At 68.9% G+C, this 24,679-nt stretch carries 26 protein-coding genes; 17 read left to right on the plus strand and 9 right to left on the minus strand.

Going from position 1 to position 24,679, the window contains the following annotated elements; all coding sequences use genetic code 11:
• The gene (locus tag FK268_RS05330) at window positions 1–828 is read right to left on the minus strand and encodes an SDR family NAD(P)-dependent oxidoreductase (protein WP_146431965.1); all 828 of its coding nucleotides are present in this window, start codon (window positions 826–828) and stop codon (window positions 1–3) included.
• Between the two features lie 125 nt (window positions 829–953).
• Window positions 954–2,366 (minus strand): MFS transporter, encoded by a 1,413-nt coding sequence (locus FK268_RS05335; protein WP_146431966.1) that lies wholly within the window; start codon window positions 2,364–2,366, stop codon window positions 954–956.
• Between the two features lie 128 nt (window positions 2,367–2,494).
• Between FK268_RS05335 and FK268_RS05340 the strand changes: the two genes are divergently transcribed.
• Window positions 2,495–3,121, plus strand: coding sequence for a LysE family translocator (locus tag FK268_RS05340; protein ID WP_146431968.1), 627 nt, complete (start codon window positions 2,495–2,497; stop codon window positions 3,119–3,121).
• Window positions 3,122–3,126: 5 nt separating this feature from the next.
• Here FK268_RS05340 and FK268_RS05345 read toward each other — a convergent pair whose 3' ends face one another.
• A complete protein-coding gene (locus FK268_RS05345; protein ID WP_146431970.1) occupies window positions 3,127–3,774 on the minus strand; it encodes a GntR family transcriptional regulator in 648 nt (215 codons plus the stop codon).
• 113 nt (window positions 3,775–3,887) lie between these two features.
• On the opposite strand from FK268_RS05345, the gene FK268_RS05350 reads away from it, so the two are divergent.
• The 5 genes from FK268_RS05350 (at window position 3,888) to FK268_RS05370 (ending at window position 8,648) form a co-directional block, all read left to right on the plus strand.
• On the plus strand, window positions 3,888–4,643 hold the full coding sequence (locus FK268_RS05350) for a LamB/YcsF family protein (protein WP_146431971.1): 756 nt from the start codon (window positions 3,888–3,890) through the stop codon (window positions 4,641–4,643).
• Between the two features lie 25 nt (window positions 4,644–4,668).
• Window positions 4,669–6,009 (plus strand): MFS transporter, encoded by a 1,341-nt coding sequence (locus FK268_RS05355; protein ID WP_146431973.1) that lies wholly within the window; start codon window positions 4,669–4,671, stop codon window positions 6,007–6,009.
• Window positions 5,996–7,537 carry a 5-oxoprolinase subunit B/C family protein gene (locus FK268_RS05360; RefSeq protein WP_146431975.1) on the plus strand — a complete coding sequence of 514 codons (1,542 nt, stop codon included), beginning with the start codon at window positions 5,996–5,998 and terminating at the stop codon, window positions 7,535–7,537. Before FK268_RS05355 ends, FK268_RS05360 begins: the two co-directional genes overlap by 14 nt.
• 115 nt (window positions 7,538–7,652) lie before the next feature.
• Complete coding sequence (locus FK268_RS05365; RefSeq protein WP_146431977.1) at window positions 7,653–8,348, plus strand: LGFP repeat-containing protein; 696 nt, start codon at window positions 7,653–7,655, stop codon at window positions 8,346–8,348.
• A 12-nt stretch (window positions 8,349–8,360) separates the two neighbouring features.
• A complete protein-coding gene (locus FK268_RS05370; protein ID WP_146431978.1) occupies window positions 8,361–8,648 on the plus strand; it encodes a DUF1905 domain-containing protein in 288 nt (95 codons plus the stop codon).
• A 234-nt stretch (window positions 8,649–8,882) separates the two neighbouring features.
• Here the strand turns inward: FK268_RS05370 and FK268_RS05375 are convergent, their stop codons facing one another.
• Window positions 8,883–9,626, minus strand: coding sequence for a DUF998 domain-containing protein (locus FK268_RS05375; RefSeq protein ID WP_146431980.1), 744 nt, complete (start codon window positions 9,624–9,626; stop codon window positions 8,883–8,885).
• A gap of 72 nt (window positions 9,627–9,698) precedes the next feature.
• Here FK268_RS05375 and FK268_RS05380 point away from each other — a divergent pair, with 72 nt between their 5' ends.
• Window positions 9,699–9,968, plus strand: a complete 270-nt coding sequence (locus FK268_RS05380) for a DUF7218 family protein (RefSeq protein ID WP_146431982.1) — start codon at window positions 9,699–9,701, stop codon at window positions 9,966–9,968.
• 131 nt (window positions 9,969–10,099) lie between these two features.
• On the plus strand, window positions 10,100–10,960 hold the full coding sequence (locus FK268_RS05385; protein ID WP_146431983.1) for an EamA family transporter: 861 nt from the start codon (window positions 10,100–10,102) through the stop codon (window positions 10,958–10,960).
• On the opposite strand, the gene FK268_RS05390 is transcribed toward FK268_RS05385, so the two are convergent.
• From FK268_RS05390 to FK268_RS05400, 3 genes are all read right to left on the minus strand, one after another.
• On the minus strand, window positions 10,911–11,489 hold the full coding sequence (locus FK268_RS05390) for a dihydrofolate reductase family protein (protein WP_146431985.1): 579 nt from the start codon (window positions 11,487–11,489) through the stop codon (window positions 10,911–10,913). The two genes, FK268_RS05385 and FK268_RS05390, sit on opposite strands and share 50 nt — an antisense overlap.
• Window positions 11,490–11,581: 92 nt before the next feature.
• A complete protein-coding gene (locus FK268_RS05395; protein WP_146431986.1) occupies window positions 11,582–12,058 on the minus strand; it encodes a hypothetical protein in 477 nt (158 codons plus the stop codon).
• A 459-nt stretch (window positions 12,059–12,517) separates the two neighbouring features.
• Window positions 12,518–13,117, minus strand: a complete 600-nt coding sequence (locus tag FK268_RS05400) for a CGNR zinc finger domain-containing protein (protein WP_158636048.1) — start codon at window positions 13,115–13,117, stop codon at window positions 12,518–12,520.
• 61 nt (window positions 13,118–13,178) lie between these two features.
• On the opposite strand from FK268_RS05400, the gene FK268_RS05405 reads away from it, so the two are divergent.
• The 5 genes from FK268_RS05405 to FK268_RS05425 all read left to right on the plus strand — a co-directional run bounded on the left by FK268_RS05405 (window position 13,179) and on the right by FK268_RS05425 (window position 18,763).
• Window positions 13,179–13,652, plus strand: a complete 474-nt coding sequence (locus tag FK268_RS05405; protein ID WP_146431990.1) for a VOC family protein — start codon at window positions 13,179–13,181, stop codon at window positions 13,650–13,652.
• The gene (locus FK268_RS05410; protein WP_205124452.1) at window positions 13,636–14,487 is read left to right on the plus strand and encodes a pyridoxamine 5'-phosphate oxidase family protein; all 852 of its coding nucleotides are present in this window, start codon (window positions 13,636–13,638) and stop codon (window positions 14,485–14,487) included. The genes FK268_RS05405 and FK268_RS05410 overlap by 17 nt, the downstream gene beginning before the upstream one ends.
• A 243-nt stretch (window positions 14,488–14,730) precedes the next feature.
• On the plus strand, window positions 14,731–15,633 hold the full coding sequence (locus tag FK268_RS05415; protein ID WP_146431993.1) for a hypothetical protein: 903 nt from the start codon (window positions 14,731–14,733) through the stop codon (window positions 15,631–15,633).
• Window positions 15,634–15,770: 137 nt separating this feature from the next.
• Window positions 15,771–18,137, plus strand: a complete 2,367-nt coding sequence (locus FK268_RS05420; protein ID WP_146431995.1) for an ATP-binding cassette domain-containing protein — start codon at window positions 15,771–15,773, stop codon at window positions 18,135–18,137.
• Between the two features lie 59 nt (window positions 18,138–18,196).
• Window positions 18,197–18,763 carry a vitamin K epoxide reductase family protein gene (locus FK268_RS05425; protein WP_146431998.1) on the plus strand — a complete coding sequence of 189 codons (567 nt, stop codon included), beginning with the start codon at window positions 18,197–18,199 and terminating at the stop codon, window positions 18,761–18,763.
• On the opposite strand, the gene FK268_RS05430 is transcribed toward FK268_RS05425, so the two are convergent.
• Complete coding sequence (locus tag FK268_RS05430) at window positions 18,764–20,002, minus strand: CynX/NimT family MFS transporter (RefSeq protein WP_146432000.1); 1,239 nt, start codon at window positions 20,000–20,002, stop codon at window positions 18,764–18,766.
• 84 nt (window positions 20,003–20,086) lie between these two features.
• Between FK268_RS05430 and FK268_RS05435 the strand changes: the two genes are divergently transcribed.
• The 4 genes from FK268_RS05435 (at window position 20,087) to FK268_RS05450 (ending at window position 23,515) form a co-directional block, all read left to right on the plus strand.
• A complete protein-coding gene (locus tag FK268_RS05435; protein WP_146432002.1) occupies window positions 20,087–20,764 on the plus strand; it encodes a FadR/GntR family transcriptional regulator in 678 nt (225 codons plus the stop codon).
• Window positions 20,765–20,782: 18 nt separating this feature from the next.
• The gene (locus tag FK268_RS05440) at window positions 20,783–21,208 is read left to right on the plus strand and encodes a hypothetical protein (RefSeq protein ID WP_146432004.1); all 426 of its coding nucleotides are present in this window, start codon (window positions 20,783–20,785) and stop codon (window positions 21,206–21,208) included.
• Between the two features lie 83 nt (window positions 21,209–21,291).
• On the plus strand, window positions 21,292–21,915 hold the full coding sequence (locus FK268_RS05445) for a DUF305 domain-containing protein (protein ID WP_146432006.1): 624 nt from the start codon (window positions 21,292–21,294) through the stop codon (window positions 21,913–21,915).
• A 46-nt stretch (window positions 21,916–21,961) separates the two neighbouring features.
• Entirely contained in the window at window positions 21,962–23,515 is a 1,554-nt protein-coding gene (locus FK268_RS05450; RefSeq protein ID WP_158636049.1) for an alpha/beta hydrolase family protein, read from the plus strand.
• Here the strand turns inward: FK268_RS05450 and FK268_RS05455 are convergent.
• On the minus strand, window positions 23,512–24,669 hold the full coding sequence (locus FK268_RS05455; protein WP_146432010.1) for an iron-containing alcohol dehydrogenase: 1,158 nt from the start codon (window positions 24,667–24,669) through the stop codon (window positions 23,512–23,514). The genes FK268_RS05450 and FK268_RS05455 overlap by 4 nt on opposite strands.
• Window positions 24,670–24,679: the final 10 nt, after the last annotated feature.

Genomic DNA, 24,679 nt, shown 5'->3' on the forward strand with positions numbered 1-24,679 from the left:
CTACAGGAACCGCGACTGCTGGGAGTCGACGAAGGACATGATCCGCTGGTAGCCGGAGCCGGTGACGCGGGCGAGCAGGTCCAGCGCCACCGCGTCGGGGCCGATCAGGATCCGGCCGTGGTTCTTCTTCACGCCGCGCAGGATCGTCCGCGCCGCGGCGTCCGCCTCCGTGCGGGCGAGGTGCTTGTTGAAGAAGTCCGCGAACGACGCCTGATCCTGGCCTTCGCCGACGGTCGCGTTGTTGCAGATGTCGGTCTTGATGCCGCCCGGGTGCACGCAGCTCACGCCCACGTTGTGCCCGCTCGCGAGCATTTCGATCCGCAGGGCCTCGGTGAAGCCACGGACGGCGAACTTCGCGGCGTTGTAGGCGCTCTGGCCGCCCACGCCGATCAGCCCGAAGAGCGAACTGGTGTTGGTGATGTGGCCGTCACCGGAGGCGATGAGGTGGGGTAGGAAGGCCTTCGAGCTGTTCACGACGCCCCAGAAGTCCACGTCCATCAGGCGGTCGTAGTCCTTGAAGGAGGTCTTCTCGACGCTCGCGTGGTGCGCGATGCCGGCGTTGTTGAAGACCAGGTTGACCACGCCGTAGTGCTCGGCGACCTCGTCGGCGTAGGCGAGGATCTGTTCGCGCTCACCCACGTTGACGACCTTGGTGTGCACCTCCGCGCCCAGAGCCCTGACCTCTGCCGCGGTCTTCTCCAGACCCGCGGGGTCGTAGTCGCACAACGAGAGCTTCGCTCCCTGGCGCGCAAGCTCGAGGGCGAGCTCGCGGCCCATGCCGGACGCGACCCCGGTGACGACGGCGACCTTGCCGTGGAAGTCCTTCATGGTCTCTTCTCCTTATTCCATGACCCGCGCGAGGAACTCGGCGGCAGCGTACACGGTGCCCCTGTGCTCGCGGGAGAGCGTGGCCGGCGTGATCGGCACCACGTCAACCTAACAGCCCGGTGACCTCAGGCGGTCGCCCGGCGGCGGGGGATGGCGAGGGAGCAGAGGACCGCCAGTGCGCACACGGCCAGGCTGATCAGGACCGTGACCTCGTAGGCGCCGGCCGACGGTGTCCGCACGGACCCCATCGGGGTGGCCGTCACCACCGTCGCGCCGGTCAGCACCATGCCGACGACGGCCGTCGCCATGGACGTGCCGACCGAGCGCATGAGGGCGTTGACCCCGTTGGCCTCGCCGGTCTGCGAGACCGGCACCACGGACATGATGAGCGCCGGCATCGCGGAGTAGGCGATCCCGAGGCCGGCCCCGACCAGGGCGCTGGCGGCGAGGATCCACAACCAGTCGATCCGCCACGGACCGGCGAGCGCGGCCAGCAGCACGAGGTAGCCGCCGCCGATCACGACGCCGCCGATGGCGAGGGACAGGCGCGCCCCGTGCCGATCGGTGATCCACGAGCTGACGTAGGAGAAGGCGAACATCACCAGGCCCGTCGGCATGAGCACGAGGCTCGCCGGCACCATGTCGAGCCCGAGGCCGGCGGGCGCCTGTTCGGGCGCCATGAGCATCTGGATCGGCATCATCTGCATGGCGTAGAAGGCGAAACCGGTGGCGACGGAGGCGATGTTGGTGAGCAGGATGGGCCGACTCACCAGGGTGTCGACGTCGATCAGCGCGTTCGGGGTGCGGCGCTCGTAGCGCCACCACGCGACCGCCGAGACCGCGAACGCCGCGAACATGCCGAGCGTCAGCGGGCCGGTCCAGCCCCACTCCGAGGCCTTGGACAGCGGGAGCAGGACGAACGTGAGGACGGCCGTGAGGCCGAACGTGCCGACCACGTCGAACCGGCCGCCGGCGTCGGACGGACCCTCCGGGACGAACCGCAGGATGGCCGCCGCGCAGACGACCGCGGCGAGCGCGCAGATCCAGAACAGGGCGTGCCAGCTGATATGGCGGGCGATCGACGCCGCGAACGGAAGTCCCAGCGCGCCGCCCACACCCAGCGACGCGCTCATCGCTCCGACGGCGGAGCCCAGCTGTCGCGCGGGCACGATGTCGCGCAGAATGCTGATGCCGACCGCGATCGCGCCGATGCCGAGTCCCTGCAGGCCCCGGCCCAGGAGGAACGGGGCGAGCGCCGTCGAGAGGGCGCACACGGCGGAGCCCAGGGCGACCGCGCCCATGTTCCCGAGGAGCACACGACGCTTGCCGAACATGTCGCCCAGGCGGCCCGCGATGGGCGTGCCGACGGCACCCACGAGCAGAGTGATCGTCAGTGTCCACGAGGCGTTCGACGGTGTCGTGTTGAGCAGGTCGGGCAGCTGGGGGATCAGCGGCACGATGATGGTCTGCATCAGTGCGACCACGATCCCCGCGGCGCACAGGACGGCGACGGCGGCGCGGGAGTATGAGTGGGACAGGGCGATGCCTTCGTGATCGGCGGTGGGCTGCTAGCAATCCTAACAACGGGTCGATGGGGACGAATTCCGGTGTGCAGGCGGGCCGCAGTGACTTTCTGGTAGCTCGAACCGTCTGCTTAGATCATCGAATGCTCGTCGCGTTGTTCTCCTTCGCCGCTGCTGCCGCGCTCATGGTGATCCTGCCCGGCCCGGACACCCTCGTGGTGGTCCGCGGCGTCGTGCAGGGCGGTCGCGGTACGGGAATCCGGACCAGCCTCGGGGTGCTCAGCGGCCTCGTGATCTGGGTTGCGGCGGCGGTGCTCGGGCTCTCGGCGATGCTCAAGGCCAGCGAGTACGGCTACACCGCCCTCAAGTTCCTGGGGGCCGCGTACCTGATCTACATGGGTGTCCAGTCGTTGCGCGCGGTCGTGCGCGGATCCGCCCTGGGGGAGCAGCCGCCGACTTCGACGGCGCAGTCCTGGCGCACAGCCGGATTCACCGCGGGTTTCCTCACCGACATCCTGAACCCGAAGATCGGCGTGCTCTTCGTGAGCCTGCTCCCGGCCTTCGTGCCCACCGGCTACTCGGTGACCTGGACGACCCTCGCGCTCGGCGGCGTGTACATCACGCTGACGGCGCTCTACTGCGGCATCCTGATCGCCGCAGCCGGCACCGTTACCCGGTGGATGCAGACCCCGCGGACGCGCCGCTTGCTCGACGGACTCGCCGGCATCGCCCTCATCGGCTTCGGTGCGAAGCTGGTCACGGAGCGGTAACCGGGTCAGGACGCGGGGGAGTCGAACAGCGTCCGCTCGGATCGCAGCAGGTACTCCTCGAGGAGTGCGGCCGCCTCGTCGCCTCGGCCGCGCTCGAAGGTCTCGAGGATGATCACGTTGTCGTCGAGGAACGGGGCGTGCAGGAACTCGGGGTCCGCGATGGCGCCGAAGGCGAGGCGCAGTTCGGCCAGGATCGAGTCGAGGACCGCGTCGAGCCGGGGGCTGTCGCTGAGCCCGACGATGGCACGGTGGAACTCGAGGTCGGCGGTGCCGACCGCTTGCCAATCGCCGCGGCTCGCCGCGACCTGGGCTGAGGCGACGGCGTCCCGCATCCGGACGGCGGCGGGGTGATCCGGTCCCGCGGTGCGCAGCGCGGGCGGTTCGACGGTGCGCCGCACGAGGTAGATGTCCCGTACGGACGTGCGCGTGGGTGTGGTGACCCGGGCGCCGCGGTTCGCCTCGTGCACGATCAGCCCCTCGCGGGCGAGCGTCCGCATCGCCTCGCGGAGGGTGTTCCGTGAGACGCCCAGCTCTGCGGCCAGGCGCTCCTCCCGGAGGGGATCGCCGGGGCGGAGAGCGCCCTCGACGATCGCCCGCCGCAGGTCGTTCGTCGCGTCCGTGGCCGCGTGGCCGCGCTGTCGTCCGGTGCTCACGGACCCGATCGTACGGAGATCGACACATTTTGTTGAACAAATCGGCGCGAAAGGTGTGGCAGATTGTTCAACAATCGTCTATGGTGTGGATCACATTCAGCGGAAGGGTTCCCATGCAGATCGACGTGAACGCCGATGTCGGCGAGTCCTTCGGTCAGTGGACGCTCGGCGACGACGCGGCGATGCTCCAGCTCGTCACCAGTGCCAACGTCGCCTGCGGTTTCCACGCAGGCGACCCGTCGACGGCACGGCGCACCTGCCGCGCGGCCGCCGCCGCGGGCGTCGCGATCGGAGCGCACGTCGGCTACCGCGACCTGCAGGGCTTCGGTCGCCGCGCGCTCGACGTCGATACCGATGACCTCGCGGACGACGTGCTCTACCAGATAGGCGCTCTCACGGCGATCGCGCGGGGCGAGGGGGTGGAAGTGTCTTACGTGAAACCCCATGGAGCCCTGTACAACCGGATCGCGCACGACCCGGTCCAGGCGGAGGCGGTGCTCGCCGGCGTCGTTGCGGCGGGCGACCTCGCCGTCGTCGGCCCGCCGGGTTCCGTGGTGCTGCGCCTGGCCGATCTCCGAGGAATCCGGAAGGTGCGTGAGGGTTTCGCCGACCGCGCCTACATGTCCGACGGCACGCTCGTGCCGCGCTCGGAGCCGGGCAGCGTCCTGCACGACCCCGCGGCGGTCGCCGACCGTGTGCTCCGCATGGCCCGGGAGAACACCGTGATCGCGGCCGACGGCACCGTCGTCCCGCTCGAGGTGGACACCGTGTGCGTCCACGGCGACAGCCCCGGCGCGGTGGCGCTCGCCCGCGCGATCCGCGACCGCCTGGCGGACAACGCTATCGACATCCGACCCCACGCCGCCTGACCGTCCGAACGAGAAGAGACCCGTCATGTCCACCACCGAATCCGGTACCGGGGCGCCGCAGAGGGGCGCCGTCAAGGCCTACATCGCCAGCCTCACCGGCACCTCGCTCGAGTACTACGATTTCGCGCTGTACTCGGTCGCCTCGGCACTCGTCTTTCCCCATGTCTTCTTCCCCGCCGAGGACCCGTTCATCGGGCTCCTCCTGTCCTTCTCGACCTTCGCCGTCGGGTACTTCGCACGCCCGATCGGCGGCGTGGTCTTCGGTCGGCTCGGTGACCGGATCGGACGCAAGAACGTCCTGGTCGCGACGTTGCTCCTGATCGGCGTCGCGACCGTGCTCATCGGCGTCCTGCCGAGCTACGGGACCATCGGCGTGGTCGCTCCGACGATCCTCGTGCTGCTGCGGTTCGCGCAGGGCGTCGGCGTCGGCGGTGAGTGGGGAGGCGCGGTACTGCTCTCCAGTGAGTTCGGCGACCCGCGTAAACGCGGTTTCTGGGCGTCGGCCGCTCAGATCGGAGTGCCCGTCGGCAATCTCATGGCGAACGGTGTGCTGGCCCTGGTCGCCGCCGTGCTCAGCGAGGACGCCTTCCGTGACTGGGGCTGGCGCATCGGCTTCCTGCTCTCCGCTGTCCTGGTCGTCTTCGGGCTCGTCATCCGGCTGCGGTTGGAGGAGACTCCCGTCTTCCAGGCCATCGCCGAGCGCGCCGAACAGCCGAAGGCCCCGATCTCCGAGGTGCTCCGCGGCCATCCGCGGGCGCTGCTCGCGGCGGCGCTCTCGCGGATCTGCCCGGACGTCCTGTACTCGCTGCTGACCGTCTTCCTCGCCAGCTACGCCACCAAGGAGCTCCACTTCCCAACGAGCGCCGTCCTGACCGCCGTACTGACCGGATCGGCCGTGCAGGTCTTCGTGATGCCGCTCGCCGGATCGCTCACCGACCGCTTCAACCGGCGCCTGGTCTACGGCATCGGCGCCGTGCTCACCGCGGCGTGGGTTCCGGTGCTGTTCCTGATGATCCAGTCGGGCAGCCGCGTGCTGCTCACCGTCGGCGTGGTGGTCGGCATGTGCCTGCACGCCCTGATGTACGGCCCACAGGCGGCGTTCATCACCGAGCAGTTCCCCGCCCGGCTGCGGTACGCGGGCAGCTCGCTGGCCTACACGTTCGCCGGCGTCGTCGGCGGCGGGATGGCGCCACTCATCTTCACCGTGCTGTTCCGCTGGACCGACTCGTGGGTGATCATCGCCGGCTACGTCGCCGTCACGGCGGTCGCCACTGTCGCCGGCATGTGCATCGGACGCGATCCCGCGCCCGAGGAGGAGCTGGAACTGCTGGCAGACGCACCGGACGGCGCCGATGTCCCGCGTTGATGTCCGCCGCCTGGGCTCCCGGGCCGTCCGCATCCGAGTGACGCCCGGCACCGTCGAAGCGCTGCGCGCCCACCTGGCCGCCGAACCGCTGCCCGGGCAGCGCGAGCTGATCCCGGGAGGCGAGACGGTCACCGTCCTGTTCGACGGTGCCCGGTTCGCTCGGGAGGCCGAGCGCGTCCTCTCGGCGATGGCGCCACCGGAGCCGCTCGTCGCCGACGGTCCGCTTGTCGAGATCGGCGTCGTCTACGACGGCGAGGATCTGCAGGATGTGGCGGAGCTGCTCGGCACCGATACCGCCGGAGTGGTGCGGATGCACACCGAACGCTTGTGGCAGGTGGGCTTCCTCGGCTTCGCGCCCGGATTCGCCTACCTCCGGTCGACCGAGCCCGGGCCGGAGATCGCGCGCCGCGCTTCGCCCCGCGTCCGGGTGCCCGCAGGGGCCGTCGGGCTGGCGGGGGAGTACAGCGCCGTCTACCCGCGTACCTCGCCCGGCGGCTGGCAGCTGATCGGCCGCACCGACGCCGAGCTCTGGTGCCTCGATCGCGACCCGCCGGCCCTCCTCGTTCCCGGGACCCGCGTGCGGTTCACCGCGGTCCGGGAGCGCGTCGCCGTGCCGCAAGCCCCCGCGCCGTCCGCTCCCGGCCCGGCCCCGGCGAGGGGCCTGCGCGTCCGCGCGACCGGACTGCAGAGCCTCGTGGAAGACCTCGGCCGGCCGGGGCACGCGGCGATCGGGGTCACCGGCTCGGGCGCTGCTGATCGGGGGGCGCTGCGGCAGGCCAACCGCCTCGTCGGCAATCCGGAGCACGCCGCGGGTATCGAGAACGCCGGCGGTGGTGTCGAACTGGTGGCCGTGGGGGAGCAGGTCGTCGCCGTGTCCGGCGCCGAGGCCGAACTCGTCGTGGAGACTCCCGACGGGCACTGGCGCACCGTCGAGCGCGGGCGGCCCTTCGCCCTCGACGACGGTGACCTCCTCGAGGTCGGACCCGTGACCGCGGGCCTGCGCGTCGTGATCGCCGTCCGCGGCGGCATCGACGTCCCGCCCGTCCTGGGCAGCCGCAGCACCGACACGCTCGCCCACCTCGGTCCCGATCTGATCACGGCCGGCGTGGTCCTGCCCGTCGGGCGGGCGCCGCGGACCGTCGTCGGGGCGCCCGAGACCGCACTCCCTGTTCCCGACGGGAGCCGCCCGACGGTGCTCTGCGTGACTCCGGGGCCCGATGCGGAGCTCTTCCCCGACGGTGCCTGGGAGCACCTGCTCGACGAGGAGTGGGAGGTCACGCCGCAGAGCGACCGCGTCGGAGTCCGGCTCACCGGGCGACCCCTGGCGCGGGCCGACGGCGAGGTCCGGAGCCAGGCGCTCGTGCCGGGCGCGATCCAGGTACCACCATCCGGAGAGCCGGTGGTCTTCATGGTCGACCACCCGACGACCGGCGGTTACCCGGTGCTGGCTGTCGTCGCCGAGGCTGATCTCGATCGTCTGGCTCAGCTGCCGCTGGGATCGGCGGTGTCCTTCGCCGACGGAGGGTGACTTCGTCGCACTCGTCGCAAGTGAGCTCTCGATCGGCCCGGGGCGGTTAGGGTCGGTCCACGAGCGGTTCTCGCACGGTCGCTCGAACGACTCGAAGGCAGACCGGAAGGACCCCATGAGGAAGTTCGCAGATCGGCGGATGGTCGGCGTCGTCGCAGGTCTGGCAGCGTTGTCACTGGCCGTCGTGGGGTGCGGTGACAGCGGCTCCAGCGATGTGGCCGTCACGTCAGCGGCGGCCACATCGGCCACCACGACCGCGGCGGGTTCCTCCGTTCCGTTCTCGGCGGCGCACTCGTCGGGGGCAGCGGCGCCGGCCTCGGGCTCGGCCGCGGCGGGCTCGTCCGGGAAGGCGGCGCCGGGCTCGGTGAAGGTGAAGGGAGCGGACGGCAGCGAGGTGACGCTGACGGGTCCGATCGCCGCGAAGTACTCGGCGGCCACGGCCGCCCAGCGCGCCTCGCTGGGGGTCGTCCTCACGGGCGATCACAACGCCGGCACGCGCGATAGCGGCGTGATCTTCCAGCAGTTCAAGGGTGGCGTGATCACCGCGAAGAGCGCTGCCGCCGGTACGCCCGCCTACATCACGTGGGGTCGCATCCGGGACGCCTGGAACATCGAGCGCGGCCCGGACGGTAAGCCCGCGCAGGACGGCAAGAACGGCTCCGCCGGACCGCTGGGCGCCGTGACCAGCGACGAGACCACGTCCGGAGCGGTCAAGCAGACCACCTTCGAACACGGGAAGATCAGCTTCAACACGCAGACCGGCAAGGTCGAGGTGGCCGTCAACGGCAAGGTCGTCCCGGCCGGGATCTAGAAGGGCGGAACCATGGCGGACACCGCGGGACCGATCGACATCACGTTCACCGCAGTCCTCGGGAAGGTGCGCGAGGGCGATACCTGGACGTGCGTGCAGTTGCCTGATTCCGCCGAGATCTTCGGCACCCGCGGCCTGGTGAAGGTCGCCGGCACCGTCGACGGCGAGCCCTTCACCTCGTCGTTCATGGCCCTCGGCGACGGGACGCACAAGCTCCCTGTCTCCGCAGCCATTCGCCGTACGATCGGCAAGACGGACGGCGACGAAGTCGTCGTGCACCTCACCGAGCGGCTGAACTGAATCGGCAGCTCAGCACACCGGAGGTCAGGCGCTGGGCGGTCGCCGCGCCCGTACATCTCCACTCGGCCGGGTCGACGGTGTGGGCATCGCGTTCGCCCGCGAAGCGTGCTCCTAGGTGCGTGGCCGGGCATGGGGATGATCTCGACGCCGTTCGCGACGACGATGCGGTCCGCGAGCAGAACGCCGGGTCGCGTGTCCGGTGATGCCCGCGAAGACGCCTTCGGACGCGTCAGGTCAAGGGCGAGCCGTTCCGATTGTTCGCGACCGTCGGGCGAGGACGAGCAGCGCGACACCGAGGATGCACCGCCACCACAGGAACGGGTCGATCGCCGCGCGTTCGGTCCCGCCCGCCCCCAGCGGGTTCGCCCAGGGGATGACCAATGCGGCGATGCCGGAGACGGCGATCAACAGAGCTGTGAAGGCTGCGAGCCCCGTCCGCGTGCGCAACAGGAGGAGCACCGCGACGGCCATCAGTGCGAGCCCTGTGACGTGCTCGACGTAGGCCGCGATCGGGTGCACGACGATCCGCGCTCGTGGACCGTGGGGGAACTCGCCGGCGCTCCCCGGGAACAGGCCCACGCAGGCGAGGGCGACGCCGTTCACCGCCGCCAGTCCCAGTGTGACGGCGCCCCACGGGCGGGGGAGCACGGGCCGCAGAGCCACGGCCGCGGCGAAACCAACCGCCCCGACCACGACGAACGCGGTGTTCATCACGGAATGCCACGGCGAGCAGACGAAGCGGTCGGCGACGGCGAGCCCGCCGTCACGACTGAGCTCGCCGAGGCACTCGGGGACCCCAAGATCACTGATCATGTTGTGCGACCAGTCGTAAGGGCGCGGCCACCGCAGCGAGACGACGAGCTCGGCGAGGAAGTAGAGCGCGGTCGACCCGAGCAGGACCCCGGCGAGGACGGTGCGTTGCCGGCCCATCTCGGTGACGGGGCGGGCTCGAGGAAGCGCACTGATCGTTAGCGGCATTCAGTATTTCTAGCGCACCCGGAGGTGCGAGCGCTGTGGTGCACATCTCGCTGTGCGCGTACGGTCGGAAGTATGGCGAGAAAGGATCCGGGTCCGTCGGTCAAGGACGATGAGCTGTACGAGAAGCTGCGCGACGAAGGCGATTCGAAGGAGAAGGCCGCCCGCATCGCGAACGCGGCCGCGGACCGTGGACGCTCCGCGGTGGGCGCGGCCGGCGGTCGTGCGGGCCGGTACGAGGACTGGACCGTCGACGAATTGAAGGCGCGTGCGAAGGAACTCGGACTCTCCGGATACTCGTCGAAGCGCAAAGCCGACCTGATCGACGCACTGCGCAACCACTGACGACCGTCGGTGCCGCATCGCGCTGATGTGGACAATGTCACTCTAGTGTTTCGCATAAGTAACGATACTGTGGTGGGGCAGCCGCCGGCCTTTGTGTTCGGCGGAATCCGATCCAGTGAGGTGTCGTTGCCATGCGCCTTCGTAGCCATGTGGAATCGTCGTCCACGATGCTCGTCAGTGCGGTGAGCACGCAGACCTCGTCGGCGTTGTCGCTGCAGACCTTCGGCAGAGCGGGGCCCGTGCCCGCGTCCGGCCTACGAATGGCCGGTGCGGCGGTGATGATGTGTGCTCTCACGCGTCCCGACCCTCGGCGGGTGACCGTGCGCGAGTGGCGGGCGATCATCGCCTTCGGAGTCGTCATGGCGGTGATGAACCTGTGCCTCTACCAGGCCATCGACAGGCTCGCCCTTGGTGTCGCGGTGACCCTGGACTTCCTCGGCCCGTGCAGTCTGGCTTTCGTTCTCGCGAAACGGTGGCGGGAGCGGTGCTGCGCGCCGATCGCACTCGCCGGGGTCGTCTTGATGGCGGGCCAGGGGAGCGGTGTCGACCTGGTGGGCGTCGGCTTCGGCCTGGCCGCGGGGCTGTGCTTCGCGGGCTATGCGGTCCTGGCGGAACGGGTCGGGCGCCAGCATCAGCCGTTGTCCCGCGTGGCGCTCGCGGTCGCCATCGCGGCCGCCGCCACGGCGCCCCTGTGGTTCCGCGCGCTCGGCGAGCTGAATGTTCGCACCGCCGCGCTCTTGCTAGCGGCGGCGTTCTTCGGCGTCGTGGTGTCGTACACGTGTGACGCGGTCGCGGCGGCACGCGCCTCGGCGGCGATGATCGCTCTGCTCTTCGGCCTCGATCCCGTCGTCGGCGCGGTGGTGGGGGCCACCTTCCTGCACCAGAGTCTCGACGTGCTCGCGATCGTCGGTATGGCCATGGTCGTCGGTGCCGGTGTCGCGGTCAGTTGGATGATGGCGGCCCGCACCGCGGTTGGTACCGGAGGGCGATGACGCCGCTGGTGAAGAGGTGGTGGTCGGTCAGTTCGAGGTCGACGCGCGCTCCGGTCGGGAGCCCGGGCTTGCCGCCACCGACGATGAGTGGCAGGACGAACAATCGAACCTCGTCGATGAGGCCCGCCGAGAAGGCCTGGGAGGCGAGATCGGCGCCGCCGATCAGGAGATCTCCGTCGATGTTCCGTACGAGGCTCCGAACCTGGGCGGGATCGAATCGTGACTCGATGCGCGTCCGGACCGTCGAGGCTTCGGTGATCGACGTCGAGTAGACCACCTTCTCCGGCGCGTGCCAGGCGGCGGCGAAGTCGGCGGACGCAGGGGAGCGGGCCGCGAGCGACGCGTCGGTCTCCCAGGCGGACATCATGTCGTAGAGACGCCGCCCGTACAGGAGTACGGCCGCGGAGCGCATGAGATCGGTGTGGGCCCCGAAGACGTCGTCGTCGCCGGGGAGCCAGGCGAAATCGCCGTTCTCATCCTCGATGTACCCGTCGAGAGAGACGTTCGTCGCGTAGATCAACCTGCCCATGCCGTGCCTCCTGTCCGCAGTTCTTGGGGGGTCTCGTGCGTCGTCGCGCACTCCACTGATGTTCACAGCGTATACTTCGGGCAACTTCAGGGCTAGGCTCTCCATGGATCACCCATGGGGGTCGCGCAGACATCGCAGATCCACCGGTACGCACGAATGTCGGGGTCGTAGTAGTAGGGCCGCTTGGCGCCCAACGCGAATTCGCGCGGCTCAGCGATGAGGAGCTCGTAGGGCCGGTGGGCATGATCGGCATCGAGGTCGTAGCGGGGATGTCCCAGGGGGCAGGCGGTGTCGTCGGGTGCACCCTCGAAACCGAACTCGATGTCGTAGCTGTAACGACTGTTGTCGAAGCGAACCGTGGGGAGGTGTGTGGCGGCGATCGACTGCAGTAGTTGTTCCGGTATCGGCCACGATCCGCCCAGCATGCTGAGCGGTCCGTGGCCGGGATGCAAGGCGGGGCGGAGGATGCTTTCGTCGAGATCCGGCAGCGGGTGCTCGGCGTGCAGGAACTGTGCGCCGGGCTGCTTGTGGAACTCCAACAGACACCACGTGCCGGATCGACGGATCATGGTGGCCAGGGTGCGCGCAGTCGGTTAACGGGTGCTTGGTGTCCGCTACGTGCGATGCACCTGGCGCCGAGGAGGGCTGACGGTCACGCCGGCGGGAGCGAGGTGTTCTTCACGCGTAATGTCATAATGTAGATTATCGGCGAAACGGAGACCTGGCGGAACAGGCGAGCGGCCGCGGCGGTGTTCACTGGCGTCTCGGTGCGTCGTCCCTCTGACATATCCTCGTCGCCGCGACTGGTGCCCCGCAGATATGCGGGTCCCAACGATGTCGCCCTCGTTCGATCTCGTGCGTTCGCTGCGCTGATTCCGCCGGGCGGCGTCGGCTGTGGTCCGATCAGACTTCAGGCTCAGGCATGCGGTGGCACCTCTCCTGTCAGTCGCGTGCAAGCCGCGCTCCGGCCCCGTTCGCCGTTATTACGTCACAGTGACGTAATAACGCACGATCGGCCCGCCTACCGATCAGCGTCGGATTCGGTTGCTGACGGCGCGGGCGTGATGCGCGGCCACCTTGTGGCGGTTGCCGCAGAGTTCCATGCTGCACCAGCGGCGGCTCCGGCTGCGCGAGGTGTCCATGAACAGCAACGTGCACGTGTCGTGGTTGTCGCAGCGTCGGAGGCGGTCCGCTCGATCGCCGCTGACCACCTCTGCCGCGTGCTGTGCCAGGATCCCGAGGAGCGTCTCGGGGTCGCGGTCCAGGTCGACCCGGGGCTCCAGGGTGAGAGTGCCGTCGTCCTGTCGTAGTTCGGGCACGGGCACCGACCGCAGCGCCTCGTTGAGTACGTCGAGCGCCTCTCCAGGGATCGCCGCGCCGTCGATAAGCGCCGTGCAGGCGGACCGAATGGCTTCACGTAGCTCGATGACCCGGCCGTGAAGGTCAGTCCCGAGCCTCGCCGAGGCGCTCGGTGCGAGGCCGGCTGCCGCGATCCACTCGGACAGTCGCTGCGGAGTGGTCAGGAGGTCGGTGAAGCGCCCGTTGAGCACGATCGTCGTGTTCACGAGATCCAGCGACACGTCGCCGCCGAGGAACACGAAATCCGCCGAACTCGCCGATCCACCCATCACTAACCTGCTATACATACTCAAGGCGGTTAGCCGCCGTCCCTTGATCTTAGGAGCAATCATGCCACTGCATACCGGTCACATCGGCGTCAATGTCACCGATCTCCCGCGATCCATTGCCTTCTACCAGGAGGTTCTCGGGTTCGAGGTGCTCGCCCGGTCCGACGAGGACGGTCGGCGGTTCGCTTTCCTCGGCGATCCGGCCGTCACGTCGGAGATCTTCCTCGACAAGCTCGCGATCACCCTCTGGGAGCAGAGTGAGGGCCGATTCTCCACCGCGACCCCCGGCCTGCACCACTTGGCGCTGCACGTCGACACCGTCGACGAGGTGGAAGCGCTGCGTACTCGTGTCCAGGCCGCCGGGGTCGAGCTTCTCTACAGCGGCGAGATCATTCCGCACAGCGACGCCTTCTCGTCGGGTGGGTTCTTCTTCCTCGACCCCGACGGTGTCCGGCTGGAAATCTGTGCACCCGACGGCGTATCGACCGAGGATGCCGTCGCCGGCGCCGCCCCGTCCTGTGGCTTCTTCGACTGACCCGCACGGCGGCGTCTTCCACGAGGGTGAGCGCGCCGTCCATCACCGCGCGGGACTCGAGGCGCAGGCGGCCCGCCATGCCCGAATGCTGGAGCAGCGCGTCTTCAGCCCCGGAATGGTGCGGTTCACCGCCGCGCGGTCCGCGGTCTTCCTCACCGCCAGAGACGGATCCGGCATGCTGTGGACCTCTCCGGTCCGTGGGCTCCCGGGCTTCTGTCACGGTGAGGCGTCGACGCTCACCGTCGGGGCGGCCCCGGGTGCGGACGATCCGTTGTACGACCTCGCCGCCGGCCAGCGGGTCGGGGCTCTGTTCATCGACTTCGCGGCACGCCGGAGGCTCAGGGTGAACGGGGTCCTCACGGACTCCGGGCCTGACGGTCTGCGCGTCACCGTCGAGCAGGTGTACGGGAACTGTCCCCAGTACATCGACCGGGAGGCCGATGGTGAACTCCCCCGCCCCGCCGCGACGTCGACGCAGCGAACCCCGTCGTTGACGCCGGTCCACCGCGCCGTCCTCGCGCGGGCGGGCACGTTCATTCTCGGAACGACGCATCCGCTCCGCGGCCCGGACGCGTCGCATCGGGGCGGCTCGCCCGGGTTCGTGCGGCTCGACGGTGCCGAGCTGTGGTGGCCGGACTATCCGGGCAACAACGTCTTCAACAGTCTCGGCAACCTCGAATCCGACTCGGATGCGGCGATGTACTTCCCCGGTGGCGCGGGCTTGCACGTCTCGGGTACCGCGCGGGTGCTCTACGAGCAGCCGCACCTCGCACCCGGCGAACCCGCCGCGTCGCGCCTGGTCCGCTTCCTCCCCCGGGCGGTGGTGTCGAGCTGACGCGCGCCTGCGCCGACGGCTCGGTCATCCGCCCCCTGTCGTGTGGTGCGCGTCGAGCCCGTCGAAGTTGTCGGCCAGGAGCCGGCGGGTCGGCGGTGTGCACGACGTCGGATCGGCGAGCGTCTTCGGGTATTGCAGTCGCAAGCATTCTTCTTCTACTCTTGTGACGCGTGTGACAACGCGGCCTGAGAAGTGACGGGATTCGGCCCCGTCCGGACGGCGCGGCGCGACGAGGAGGAATTCATGGCAAGGCATCGTCGAGAAGAGGCGTCGCCGCTATCGCGGGCCGACGTCTCGTTACTGGACACCGATCAGTTCGCGCTGATCGGCACGAATGTCGGACGTCCGATGTCGACCCTCGCGAGTTCCGATACGCGACAAATGGCCATAGATTCCATTTCGCGAATGATCGATTTGATTGACATGATCGACAGCTCGCCCGATCCGCGTGCGGCGCGACGGGCGGCGCACCGGGAGTCGTTCGTGCACTTCCGCCAGATCGCCTCTGCCGGATCTCGATTCGCACACGCAGCGGCCGCTCGGGTGCGGCATCCCGTTAGCGGGCGTCATCGACTCTCAGGAGAATCTGACCGCGACACGCGCGCGGGCGATCAGAACATTAACCATCGGTGGTCGGATAACGCTATTGTTAACACCATGACCAATGAAGACCTCTCCGTCCTCAAGCGCGCGCAAGAACTCGTTCGCAAGCACGACGAGGAGCTCCGTGCTCAGCGTGTCGAGCGTGAAGGCCGCGTGCGCCAGACCGGCTCGTTGATCGCCACCTACAGCGCCGACTGCGCCCTCCGTCTTGCGGAGCTGCTGGACTTCTCCACGAAGGACGGCCCGGCCGACAAGATCGAGTGGAAGCTGTCGGCGGCAGGCGAGAAGCTCATCTCGTTCAACCCCGAGGACAACGACCTCATGGTCGACATGCACCGCATGCCGATGCTGGTCGCCAACGTCGAGGGCTACACCGTCGGCGTGCAGCACCTGCTCGGCACCGACGTGTACGCCTTCGGTTTGACGGACGGCGGCGACAACTGGAGCGGTTTCGAGGATCTCGAGGGTTTCGGCCGCGCCACCCTCACCCCGGGCAACCGATACAAGTGGAGCGAGGTCTCGCTCTCCGAGTACAACGGCTGATCCACCACCCGTCCACGAAGTCGGGCGCGCCACGGGCGTGCCCGACTTTTCTGTTCTCGGCGTCCAGCAGTGCCCGGCGCAAGAGTCGCGCGTCGGTACGCTGAGCGGGTCGCAGCACGAGGTCATCAGGAGCGTTCATGCCGCAGTCCGTCCCGCACGTCGCCGACCGTCACGAGAAGATCCGTGTCCACGGGGCGCGCGAGAACAACCTCAAGGACGTCAGCATCGAGCTCCCCAAGCGCCGCCTGACCGTGTTCACCGGGGTTTCCGGTTCCGGTAAGAGCTCGCTCGTCTTCGGCACGATCGCCGCGGAGTCCCAGCGCCTCATCAACGAGACCTACAGCGCGTTCGTGCAGGGCTTCATGCCCACACTCGCCCGGCCCGACGTCGACGTCCTCGACGGCCTCACCACCGCGATCATCGTCGGCCAGGAACGGATGGGCTCCGACCCCCGGTCCACGGTCGGCACCGCCACCGACGCCAATGCGATGCTCCGGATCCTGTTCAGCCGGCTGGGCGATCCGCACATCGGATCGCCCCAGGCGTACTCCTTCAACGTCGCGTCCGTGAGCGGCGCCGGCGCCGTCAAGCACGAGAAGGGCGGCCGCGAGGTCAAGGAGAAGGTCAGCTTCAGCATCACCGGCGGTATGTGCCCGCGGTGCGAGGGCCGCGGCTCCGTCACCGACATCGACCTCACCGCTCTGTACGACGACTCGAAGTCGCTCGACGACGGCCCGTTCACCATTCCCGGCTACAGCATGGACGGTTGGCAGGGCCGGATCTACCGCGGCAGCGGCTTCTTCGACACCGCCAAACCGATCGCGAAGTACACCAAGCGCGAGCTGAACGATCTGCTCTACAAGGAACCCACCAAGATCAAGGTGGAAGGGATCAACCTCACCTACGAGGGCATCGTTCCGAAGATCCAGAAGTCCTTCCTGTCCAAGGACGTCGACGCCATGCAGCCGCACATCCGGGCGTTCGTGGAGCGCGCCGTGGCGTTCAGCGTGTGCCCGGAGTGCGACGGCACGCGCCTCTCCGAACTCGCCCGGTCCTCGAAGATCAACGGCACGTCCATCGCCGATTGCTGCGCCATGCAGATCAGCGACCTCGCCGCATGGATCCGCGGGGTGCGGGACCCGTCGGTCGCGCCACTCATCGAGAACCTGCAGTTCACCCTCGACTCCTTCGTCGAGATCGGTCTCGGCTACCTCTCGCTCGACCGTCCCGCCGGCACCCTGTCGGGCGGCGAAGCGCAGCGCACCAAGATGATCCGCCACCTCGGCAGCTCGCTCACCGACATCACCTACGTCTTCGACGAGCCGACCATCGGCCTGCACCCGCACGACATCGCCCGCATGAACGATCTCCTGCTCCGGTTGCGCGACAAGGGCAACACCGTCCTCGTCGTCGAGCACAAACCCGAGGCGATCGCCATCGCCGACCACGTCGTCGATCTCGGGCCGAAGGCGGGCACCGCGGGAGGCGAGATCGTCTTCGAGGGCACCGTCGACGGTCTCCGGAAGGCGGACACCCTGACGGGCCGGCACCTCGACGATCGGGCCCGGCTCAAGGACGCCGTGCGGTCACCGTCGGGCGTGCTCGAGGTGCGCGGCGCGAACGAACACAACCTCCAGGACGTCGACGTGGACGTGCCGCTCGGCGTGCTCACGGTGGTCACCGGGGTCGCGGGCTCCGGCAAGAGCTCGCTCATCCACGGCTCGATCAGCCCTCGCGGGGGCGTGGTCACCGTCGACCAGACCCCGATCAAGGGCAGTCGGCGCAGTAACCCCGCCACGTACACGGGCCTGCTCGACCACATCCGCAAGGCCTTCGCGAAGGCCAACGGTGTCAAGCCCGCCCTGTTCAGTGCGAACTCCGAGGGCGCGTGCCCGGCCTGCAACGGAGCCGGCGTGATCTACACCGACCTCGGCATCATGGCCGGCGTCTCCACCACCTGCGAGGAATGCGAGGGCAGACGGTTCCAGGCCGCGGTCCTCGAGTACCGCTTCGGCGGTAAGGACATCAGCGAGGTGCTCGCCATGCCGGTCGCCGATGCGCTCGGCTTCTTCGCCGACGGCGAGGCGAAGATCCCGGCCGCGCACAAGATCCTCGGGCACCTGCACGACGTGGGACTGGGGTACGTGGGCCTCGGGCAGCCGTTGACCACCCTTTCCGGTGGCGAGCGCCAGCGCCTCAAGCTGGCCACCCACATGGGCGACAAGGGTGGGGTCCTCGTGCTGGACGAGCCGACCACCGGCCTGCACCTCGCCGATGTCGAACAGCTCCTCGGCCTGCTCGATCGCCTCGTCGATTCGGGCAAGTCCGTGATCGTGATCGAGCACCACCAGGCGGTGATGGCCCACGGCGACTGGATCATCGACATCGGTCCGGGCGCGGGCCACGACGGCGGCCGGATCGTCTTCGAGGGGACACCGTCGGACCTGGTGGCGGGACGATCGACCCTGACCGGCGAGCATCTCGCCGCGTACGTCGGGGCCTGATGTCCCGGGCGGCGGTCCGCTGACAGCGAGCCCACAGCAGGTTCGCATACCATCGCAGCGTGGCTACCACCGAGAACCGTCGCATCACCGGAATCCTGCTGCTCGTGACCGGCGTGCTGGGCCTGCTGGCCTCGGCGATGCTGACGATCGACAAGATCAAGCTGCTGGAGGACCCCAACTTCGTCCCCGGCTGCAGCCTGGACCCGACGATCTCCTGCGGCTCGGTCATGCAGTCCTGGCAGGGTTCGGTATTCGGCTTTCCCAACCCACTGATCGGGATCGCCTCGTTCTCGGTGGTCATCGTGGCGGGTGTGCTGGCCCTCGGCGGCGTCGCGCTCCCCCGGTGGTTCTGGACCGGGCTCGCGATCGGCGCCGCGGCCGGCATCGCACTCGTGATCTTCCTGATCTACTCGAGCCTGTTCGTGATCCACGCGCTCTGCCTGTGGTGCATGCTCGTCTGGACGATCATGCCGATCGTGCTCGCGACCGCCGTCGCCGCCGCGCTCGGGCCGAAGGCGACGCAGCCCGTCAAGCAGGGGCTGGCCGCCCTCGTGCTGCTCTGGTACATCGTCGTGCTGACCCTGATCGGCGTCCAGTTCTGGGACTACTGGAGCACCAAGTTCTGATCAGTTCCAGGTGTCCTCGAGCATCCGCGGCTTGCACGCCTGGTAGGCGCCGATGCCGAGCACCACGAGGCAGCCGAAGAGCATCATGAACGGCGCGGTCCAACCGTGCGTCGCCTCGTGCAGGAGACCGAACCCGAGCGGACCTGCGCACGCCGCGAGGTAGCCGACGCCCTGCATGAAGCCCGACAGCGCCGCGGATCCGGCACCGGTGCGCGTGCGAAGGTTCACTAGGGTCAGCGCCATCGGGAAGGTCGTCGGGCCCAGGCCCAGCGCGATCACCCACACCCAGGTCAGCGTCATCGGCGCGAACAACAGGCCCAGGAAGCCCACCACGAAGCAGCCGAGGAAGACGATCACCAGCGGGAACGGGTTCACCATCCGGGTGCACAGACCGGGGATCACCAGCGTGGCCACGAAGCCGACGCCGGAGAACAGCGCGACCATGTTGCCGCCGAGAGCGGCGCTGCCGCCCGCATCCGAGAGGATCGTGGGAATCCAGGTGAACATCGCGTAGGTGTTCAGCGAGGTCATACCGAACATCGCGGCCGCGCCCCAGGCCAGCGGCGAACGCCAGATCCGGCCGCGGGGCTCGTCGGTCGGTTCCGCGGTGACGTCCTGGACGTCGTGGCCCCGTCGAGCCAGGACGATGCCGAGCCAGGGCAGGAAGGCCGCGATCGGGATGATCGCCCAGAGCGCGAGCGAGACGCGCCAGCCGTAGGCGTCCGCGACCGGGACCGCGGTCAGCGCGGGCACCATCGTGCCGAGCTGGACGCAGGTCAGGTAGGCGGTGCTCAGAACCGCGACGTTGTCGGAGAAGTAGCGCTTCACCAGCGGGGGCAGGACCACGTTGCCGACGCCCATGCCGACGAGCGCCAGGCACGAGAACAGCAGCAGCCCGAGGGTGCCGCCCATCATCGAGCGCACTCCGATGCCGATCGCGGTCGCGGTGACGGCCACCAGGGTCGTCCGCTCGAGGCCGATCCGGCTGGTCAGGAACGGCGTCACGATCCCCGCCGCCGCGAACATGGCGGTGGGAAGCATGCCGAAGACGCCGATGATCGTGGCGCCGAAGTGCAGGTCCTCGCTGATCCGCGTGAGCAACGGCGTCAGTGAGGTGACCGCGGTGCGCAGCGTGAGGGCGAACAGCACGATCGCCAGCAGTACGAGCAGGCGCCCCTGCTTCACGGATCGCACCATGCTGGTCTCGGCCTCCTGCGGCTCTGTCGCGATGCTGGTCATTCGCCCTCCTTACAGTCGACGCAAATCATAGGATGAATGGATCTATGTCAGCAAGGTGGTTTCCGGCCGGATAGGATGACTGTGATGCAACCGGTACGTAGGCAGACCTTGATAGCCCAGGTCACAGAACAGCTCCGTGGTGAGATCGCCAGCGGACGGTGGCCCGTGGGCGGCCGCATACCCACCGAGACCGAGTTGCGCGAGCTCACCGGCACGGCCCGCAACACCGTTCGCGAGGCGGTGCAGGCCCTCGTGCACGCCGGAATGCTCGAGCGGCGGCAGGGATCGGGCACCTACGTGCTGTCGGCCTGCGCGACGTCGACGCTGGGCGATTACTTCTCCGCCGCCCGCGACACGGACCTCCTCGAGCTCCGCGAGGCGCTCGAGGTGACCGCCGCCGGGCTCGCAGCCGAACGGCGCGACGACGAGGACGTCGCCGAGCTCCGTCGGCTCCTGGAGGCCCGGAACCGGCTCTGGTCGCCGGAACAGGTCGAACCCGGCGCGGAGCGAGAGGCGATCGCCGCAGACCTGGCGATGCACCGCGGCGTCGTGGCCGCGAGCCACAACGCGATCTATCTCGAGTTCTACGACTCGCTGGTGCCGGTCCTTCAGGAACATCTGCAGGAGTTCCCGGTCGGATTCGCCACCTCCTACGAGTGCGCCCACATCGCGGTGATCGATGCAGTGGCCGACGGGGACGCGTCCGCAGCCCGCGCCGCCGCACGCGAACTCCTCGCGGAGGTTCGTCTCCGCGAGCGTTGAGCTATACCCCTCTGGGGTATGATCGGATTCGTGCGGGCGATGCGGAGCGGTTGGACGGCGGTCACCACCGTCGTGCTGCTCGGCCTGGCCGTGGTGATCATGCACATGGGGATTCACCCCATGTCGATGCCCGCATCCGCCGGAGCGATACCCCATCACGCCGCACGGACCGCAGCGACGGGCGCGCCGGTCTCGATGGACCGCGCCGATCACGGCCCATCGGTGCAGAAGCAGACCGTCGACGCCGTCCACGACCATGAGGCGCACGACTGCGCCGGCACGGTCGTCGCCCACAAATCCATGGGCGCGCCCGCGCTCGTCACTGTCCTGCCCTACGTCGACGGTGCGCCGGACCCGACCCCGGTCGCGGTCGCGGCGCTCGCACGAGGTCCGCCGCCGTGGACCGTCCTCGATCTCGCCAGCCTCTGCGTTCTCCGAGTCTGATGGACGCCCGCGCCCGGCCCATGGCCGCGGCGCGACGAGCCGTGCCCCTCAGATTCAGGTCGAACACACGCAGAGGAACAACCATGACCGTTTCACGTTTCCGTATCGCCGCCACCCTGTCCGCCGTCGCCGTCGGCGCGACCCTTCTCGGGGCCTGCGGCTCGGGGGCAGCGCCCGACTCCTCCCCCTCGAGCGTCACCGCCGGTGCGCATGCCGGCCACGGCACGGGCGCATCGGCGTCCCCGAGTTCCGCCGCGAGCGCGCAGTTCAACGACGCCGACGTCCAGTTCGCGACCATGATGTACCCGCACCACGCGCAGGCCATCGAGATGGCCGAGATGGTCGACGGCAAGGGTGCGCGTTCCGAGGTCATCGCTCTCGCGGCGGAGATCCGCGGGGCGCAGCAGCCGGAGATGGACGCCTTCACCCGGCTCCTGGCGCAGTGGGGCAAGCCCGCGCCGGCCGCCACCATGGACCACGCCATGGACGGGATGATGACGCCGGCGCAGATGCAGAAGCTCGGCGCGCTCCGTGGCGCCGAGTTCGACCGCGCGTGGCTGACGATGATGATCGCCCACCATCGGGGCGCCATCACCATGGCCGACGCCGAACTCAGAAGCGGCGTCAATCCCGAGAACCGAGCCATCGCCGAGCAGATCAAGAGTGGACAGCAGGCCGAGATCGCTCGGATGGAGAAGCTCCTGTAGTCCGTTCGGAGGAATGCGGGGCCACGCCGGGCTCGAATCGGACGAAATGCACCGTACGGCGTCAGGAAACGTGCACAATCATCATTCATCGATACATACGAGTATTGATTACTTGATGAAAGTGAATGTTCCTATGACGTCTAGACACAGGCGTCCCACGTCGCGACCTCTCGTCGTTACGGCAGCGGGCGCGGGACTCGTCGGTGCATTGGCCCTCACGGGCCCGGCGCCCGGCCTCGTACTCAAGACGGTCGCTAACACGATCATCGTGGTGGGCGGCAACGGCGATCCGACCAGTGCTCAGGAAGTGGAGCGGCTGCAGAAGTACATGCCGCTGGGTGACAGAGTGGTGCCGATCGCGTACGCGGCCGATGTCGGAATCGGCTTCCCCGGATTGCCTCCGCTCAGTATCGCAGGACGCGACACCTATGCGGGTTCCGTCGAGGACGGTTCCACGAAGACCGCGGCAGAGATCAACAACGCGCGCGCCAACGGCGGCGACGTCACCGTGTACGCGCTGTCGTTGGGCACTGACGTCGTCGGCGTCGCGCTGGTGAAGGCCGGCCCCAAGAAAGAGACCGACGGAAAACTCACTGTGGTCGAACATGGTGGGCCGAGCTTCGTGAACTCGGGGATCTGGAACATGGTGCCGCCGTTGATCCCCGGCCTGCGCACCGGACCGGTCGCGCAGGGGGATCAGGGCTCCGGCGCTGACAAGGTCGTCAGTGTCTGCATCAAGGGTGACTCCATCTGCGGCCTCGGTGCCGACCCGATCCCCGCGCTGTTCTACTTCCTGCCCGGATTCGACCTGCACGGCAAGGACTACACCGCCGAGAAGATCGCCAAGTACTCCCCCGACGGCGGCGTCGAGTTCACTCCCGGCGCCAACGCGGCGCCGAAGGCCGAGAAAGACGGCGCGTCGACAACGGAGACGCGCGACGGGCATGTGGTCACCGTGCAGAAGTACAAGGACGGCACTGTGACCAAGACCTGGGAGCAGGACGGCACCACATGGGTCGTCATCGACACCGGCCAGAATCCGTGGGGCCGCCTTGCGCGGGCCAACGGGATCCCTCTGCCGGCCGGTTTCGATACCGTTCTCAACTCGATCATGCCTGTTCCCGAGCCGGGCGAGCGCGGGACACTGAGCCTGCCGATGCAACTGTGGCAGCAGAGCGCCACGGCGGCGCAGGCCGCGCTCGACGAGATCGTGGAGCGCACCGTCGACGCAGGGACGGGCCGTCACGCCGTCGGGAATCCGGGAACCGTCGCGGCGGCGACCCTACTCGACGAGGCCCGTCGCGGCGGTGATCGAAAGGATGAGGAGTCCTACCAGGCGCCGAAGAAGAACGATCCTCCGCAGCAGGAGGATTCGACGAAGCAGTCGTCGTCGTCCGAGCGGATGGACCCGCCGAAGCCGCAGGGACCGAGCCAGGAACCGCCCGCTCGAGGTGCCGCGACCGCTGCCGAGACTCCGGTCGGGCCGGAAACGTCATCGTCCACGAGCGCGGCTCAAGCGCCGGGAGCGCAGGCAGCGGCGGATGGCCCTGCTATCGACGCCGTCGGGGCCGCTGAGGCGCCGGCTGCCGCGGCGGCCTAGCCGTAGACCTCGTCGTACAGCGCGACGATCTCGCCGGCGTCGGGGACGCGGGGGTTGTTCCCCGGCGAACCCGACGCCAGCGCCTGCTCCGCCATGAGCGGCGAGAGCTCGTCCCAGCGGGCCCGGTCAATGCCGTAGGCGCGAGGGGTGGGCACCGCGAGGTCGGCGCACAGCTCCTCGATCGCGCCGACGAGCGCCTGCGCGAGAGCCTCGTCGGAGCTGCCCGTCAGGCCGTAGGCGCGGGCACAGTCCGCGTAGCGCGACGGTGCCGCCCCCACCGAGAAGCGCATCACCGCGGGGAGCAGCATCGCGTTCGAAAGCCCGTGGGCGACATGGAAGTGCGCCCCGATGGGGCGGCTCATACCGTGCACGAGCGCGACGGAGCTGTTGGAGAAGGCGACACCCGCCTGCGTCGCAGCCAGCATCATCGCCTCCCTGGCGGGGCGATCCGCCCCGTCGGCGTAGACCGCCCGGATGTGCGCTGAGATCGTGGAGATCGCGGTCAGCGCGAAGCCGTCGGCGAACGGATTCGCCTTGCGACTGACGTAGGCCTCGATGGCGTGCGTCAGCGCGTCGATGCCGGTGTCCGCCGTGAGCCGCGCGGGCATGGACAGGGTGAGCTCGTAGTCGACGATCGCCGCGACCGGGAGGAAGGCCGGTCCCGGGCACAGCATCTTCTCATCGCTCGCGCTGTCGGTGATGATGCTGAACTGCGTGGCCTCGCTGCCGCTTCCCGCGGTCGTCGGGATCGCGATCACCGGCAGCGCCGGCCCCACGGTGACCGTGGGCGCCTTGTAGTCGCGCATCGTGCCGCCGCCGACGGCGAGAACAGCGAGGGCCTTCGCGGTGTCGAGCGGGCTACCTCCGCCCAGCCCGATCACCGTGTCGGCGCCGTGATCACGCACCGCGGCGAGGCCCGGCTCGAGGGAATCGGTGGTCGGATCGGGGACGGTGCCGTCGAAGACCGCGACCTCGCACCCCGCCTCCTCGAGTGCTGTCACGAGCCTCGCGACAGTGCCCTGTTGCGAGAGGAAGGAGTCCGTGACCACCACGGGCCGGGAGTAGCCGAGGTCGCGAACGAGGCGGCCGGCGTCGGCGAGGGCACCGCCCCCGATCGCGAGCCGACGGGGAAGTCCGATCTGCGCTGCCGTCATGGTCCGAACC

The organism is Tsukamurella sputi, assembly GCF_007858445.1.
In the GTDB taxonomy this organism is placed as follows: Bacteria; Actinomycetota; Actinomycetes; order Mycobacteriales; family Mycobacteriaceae; genus Tsukamurella; species Tsukamurella sputi.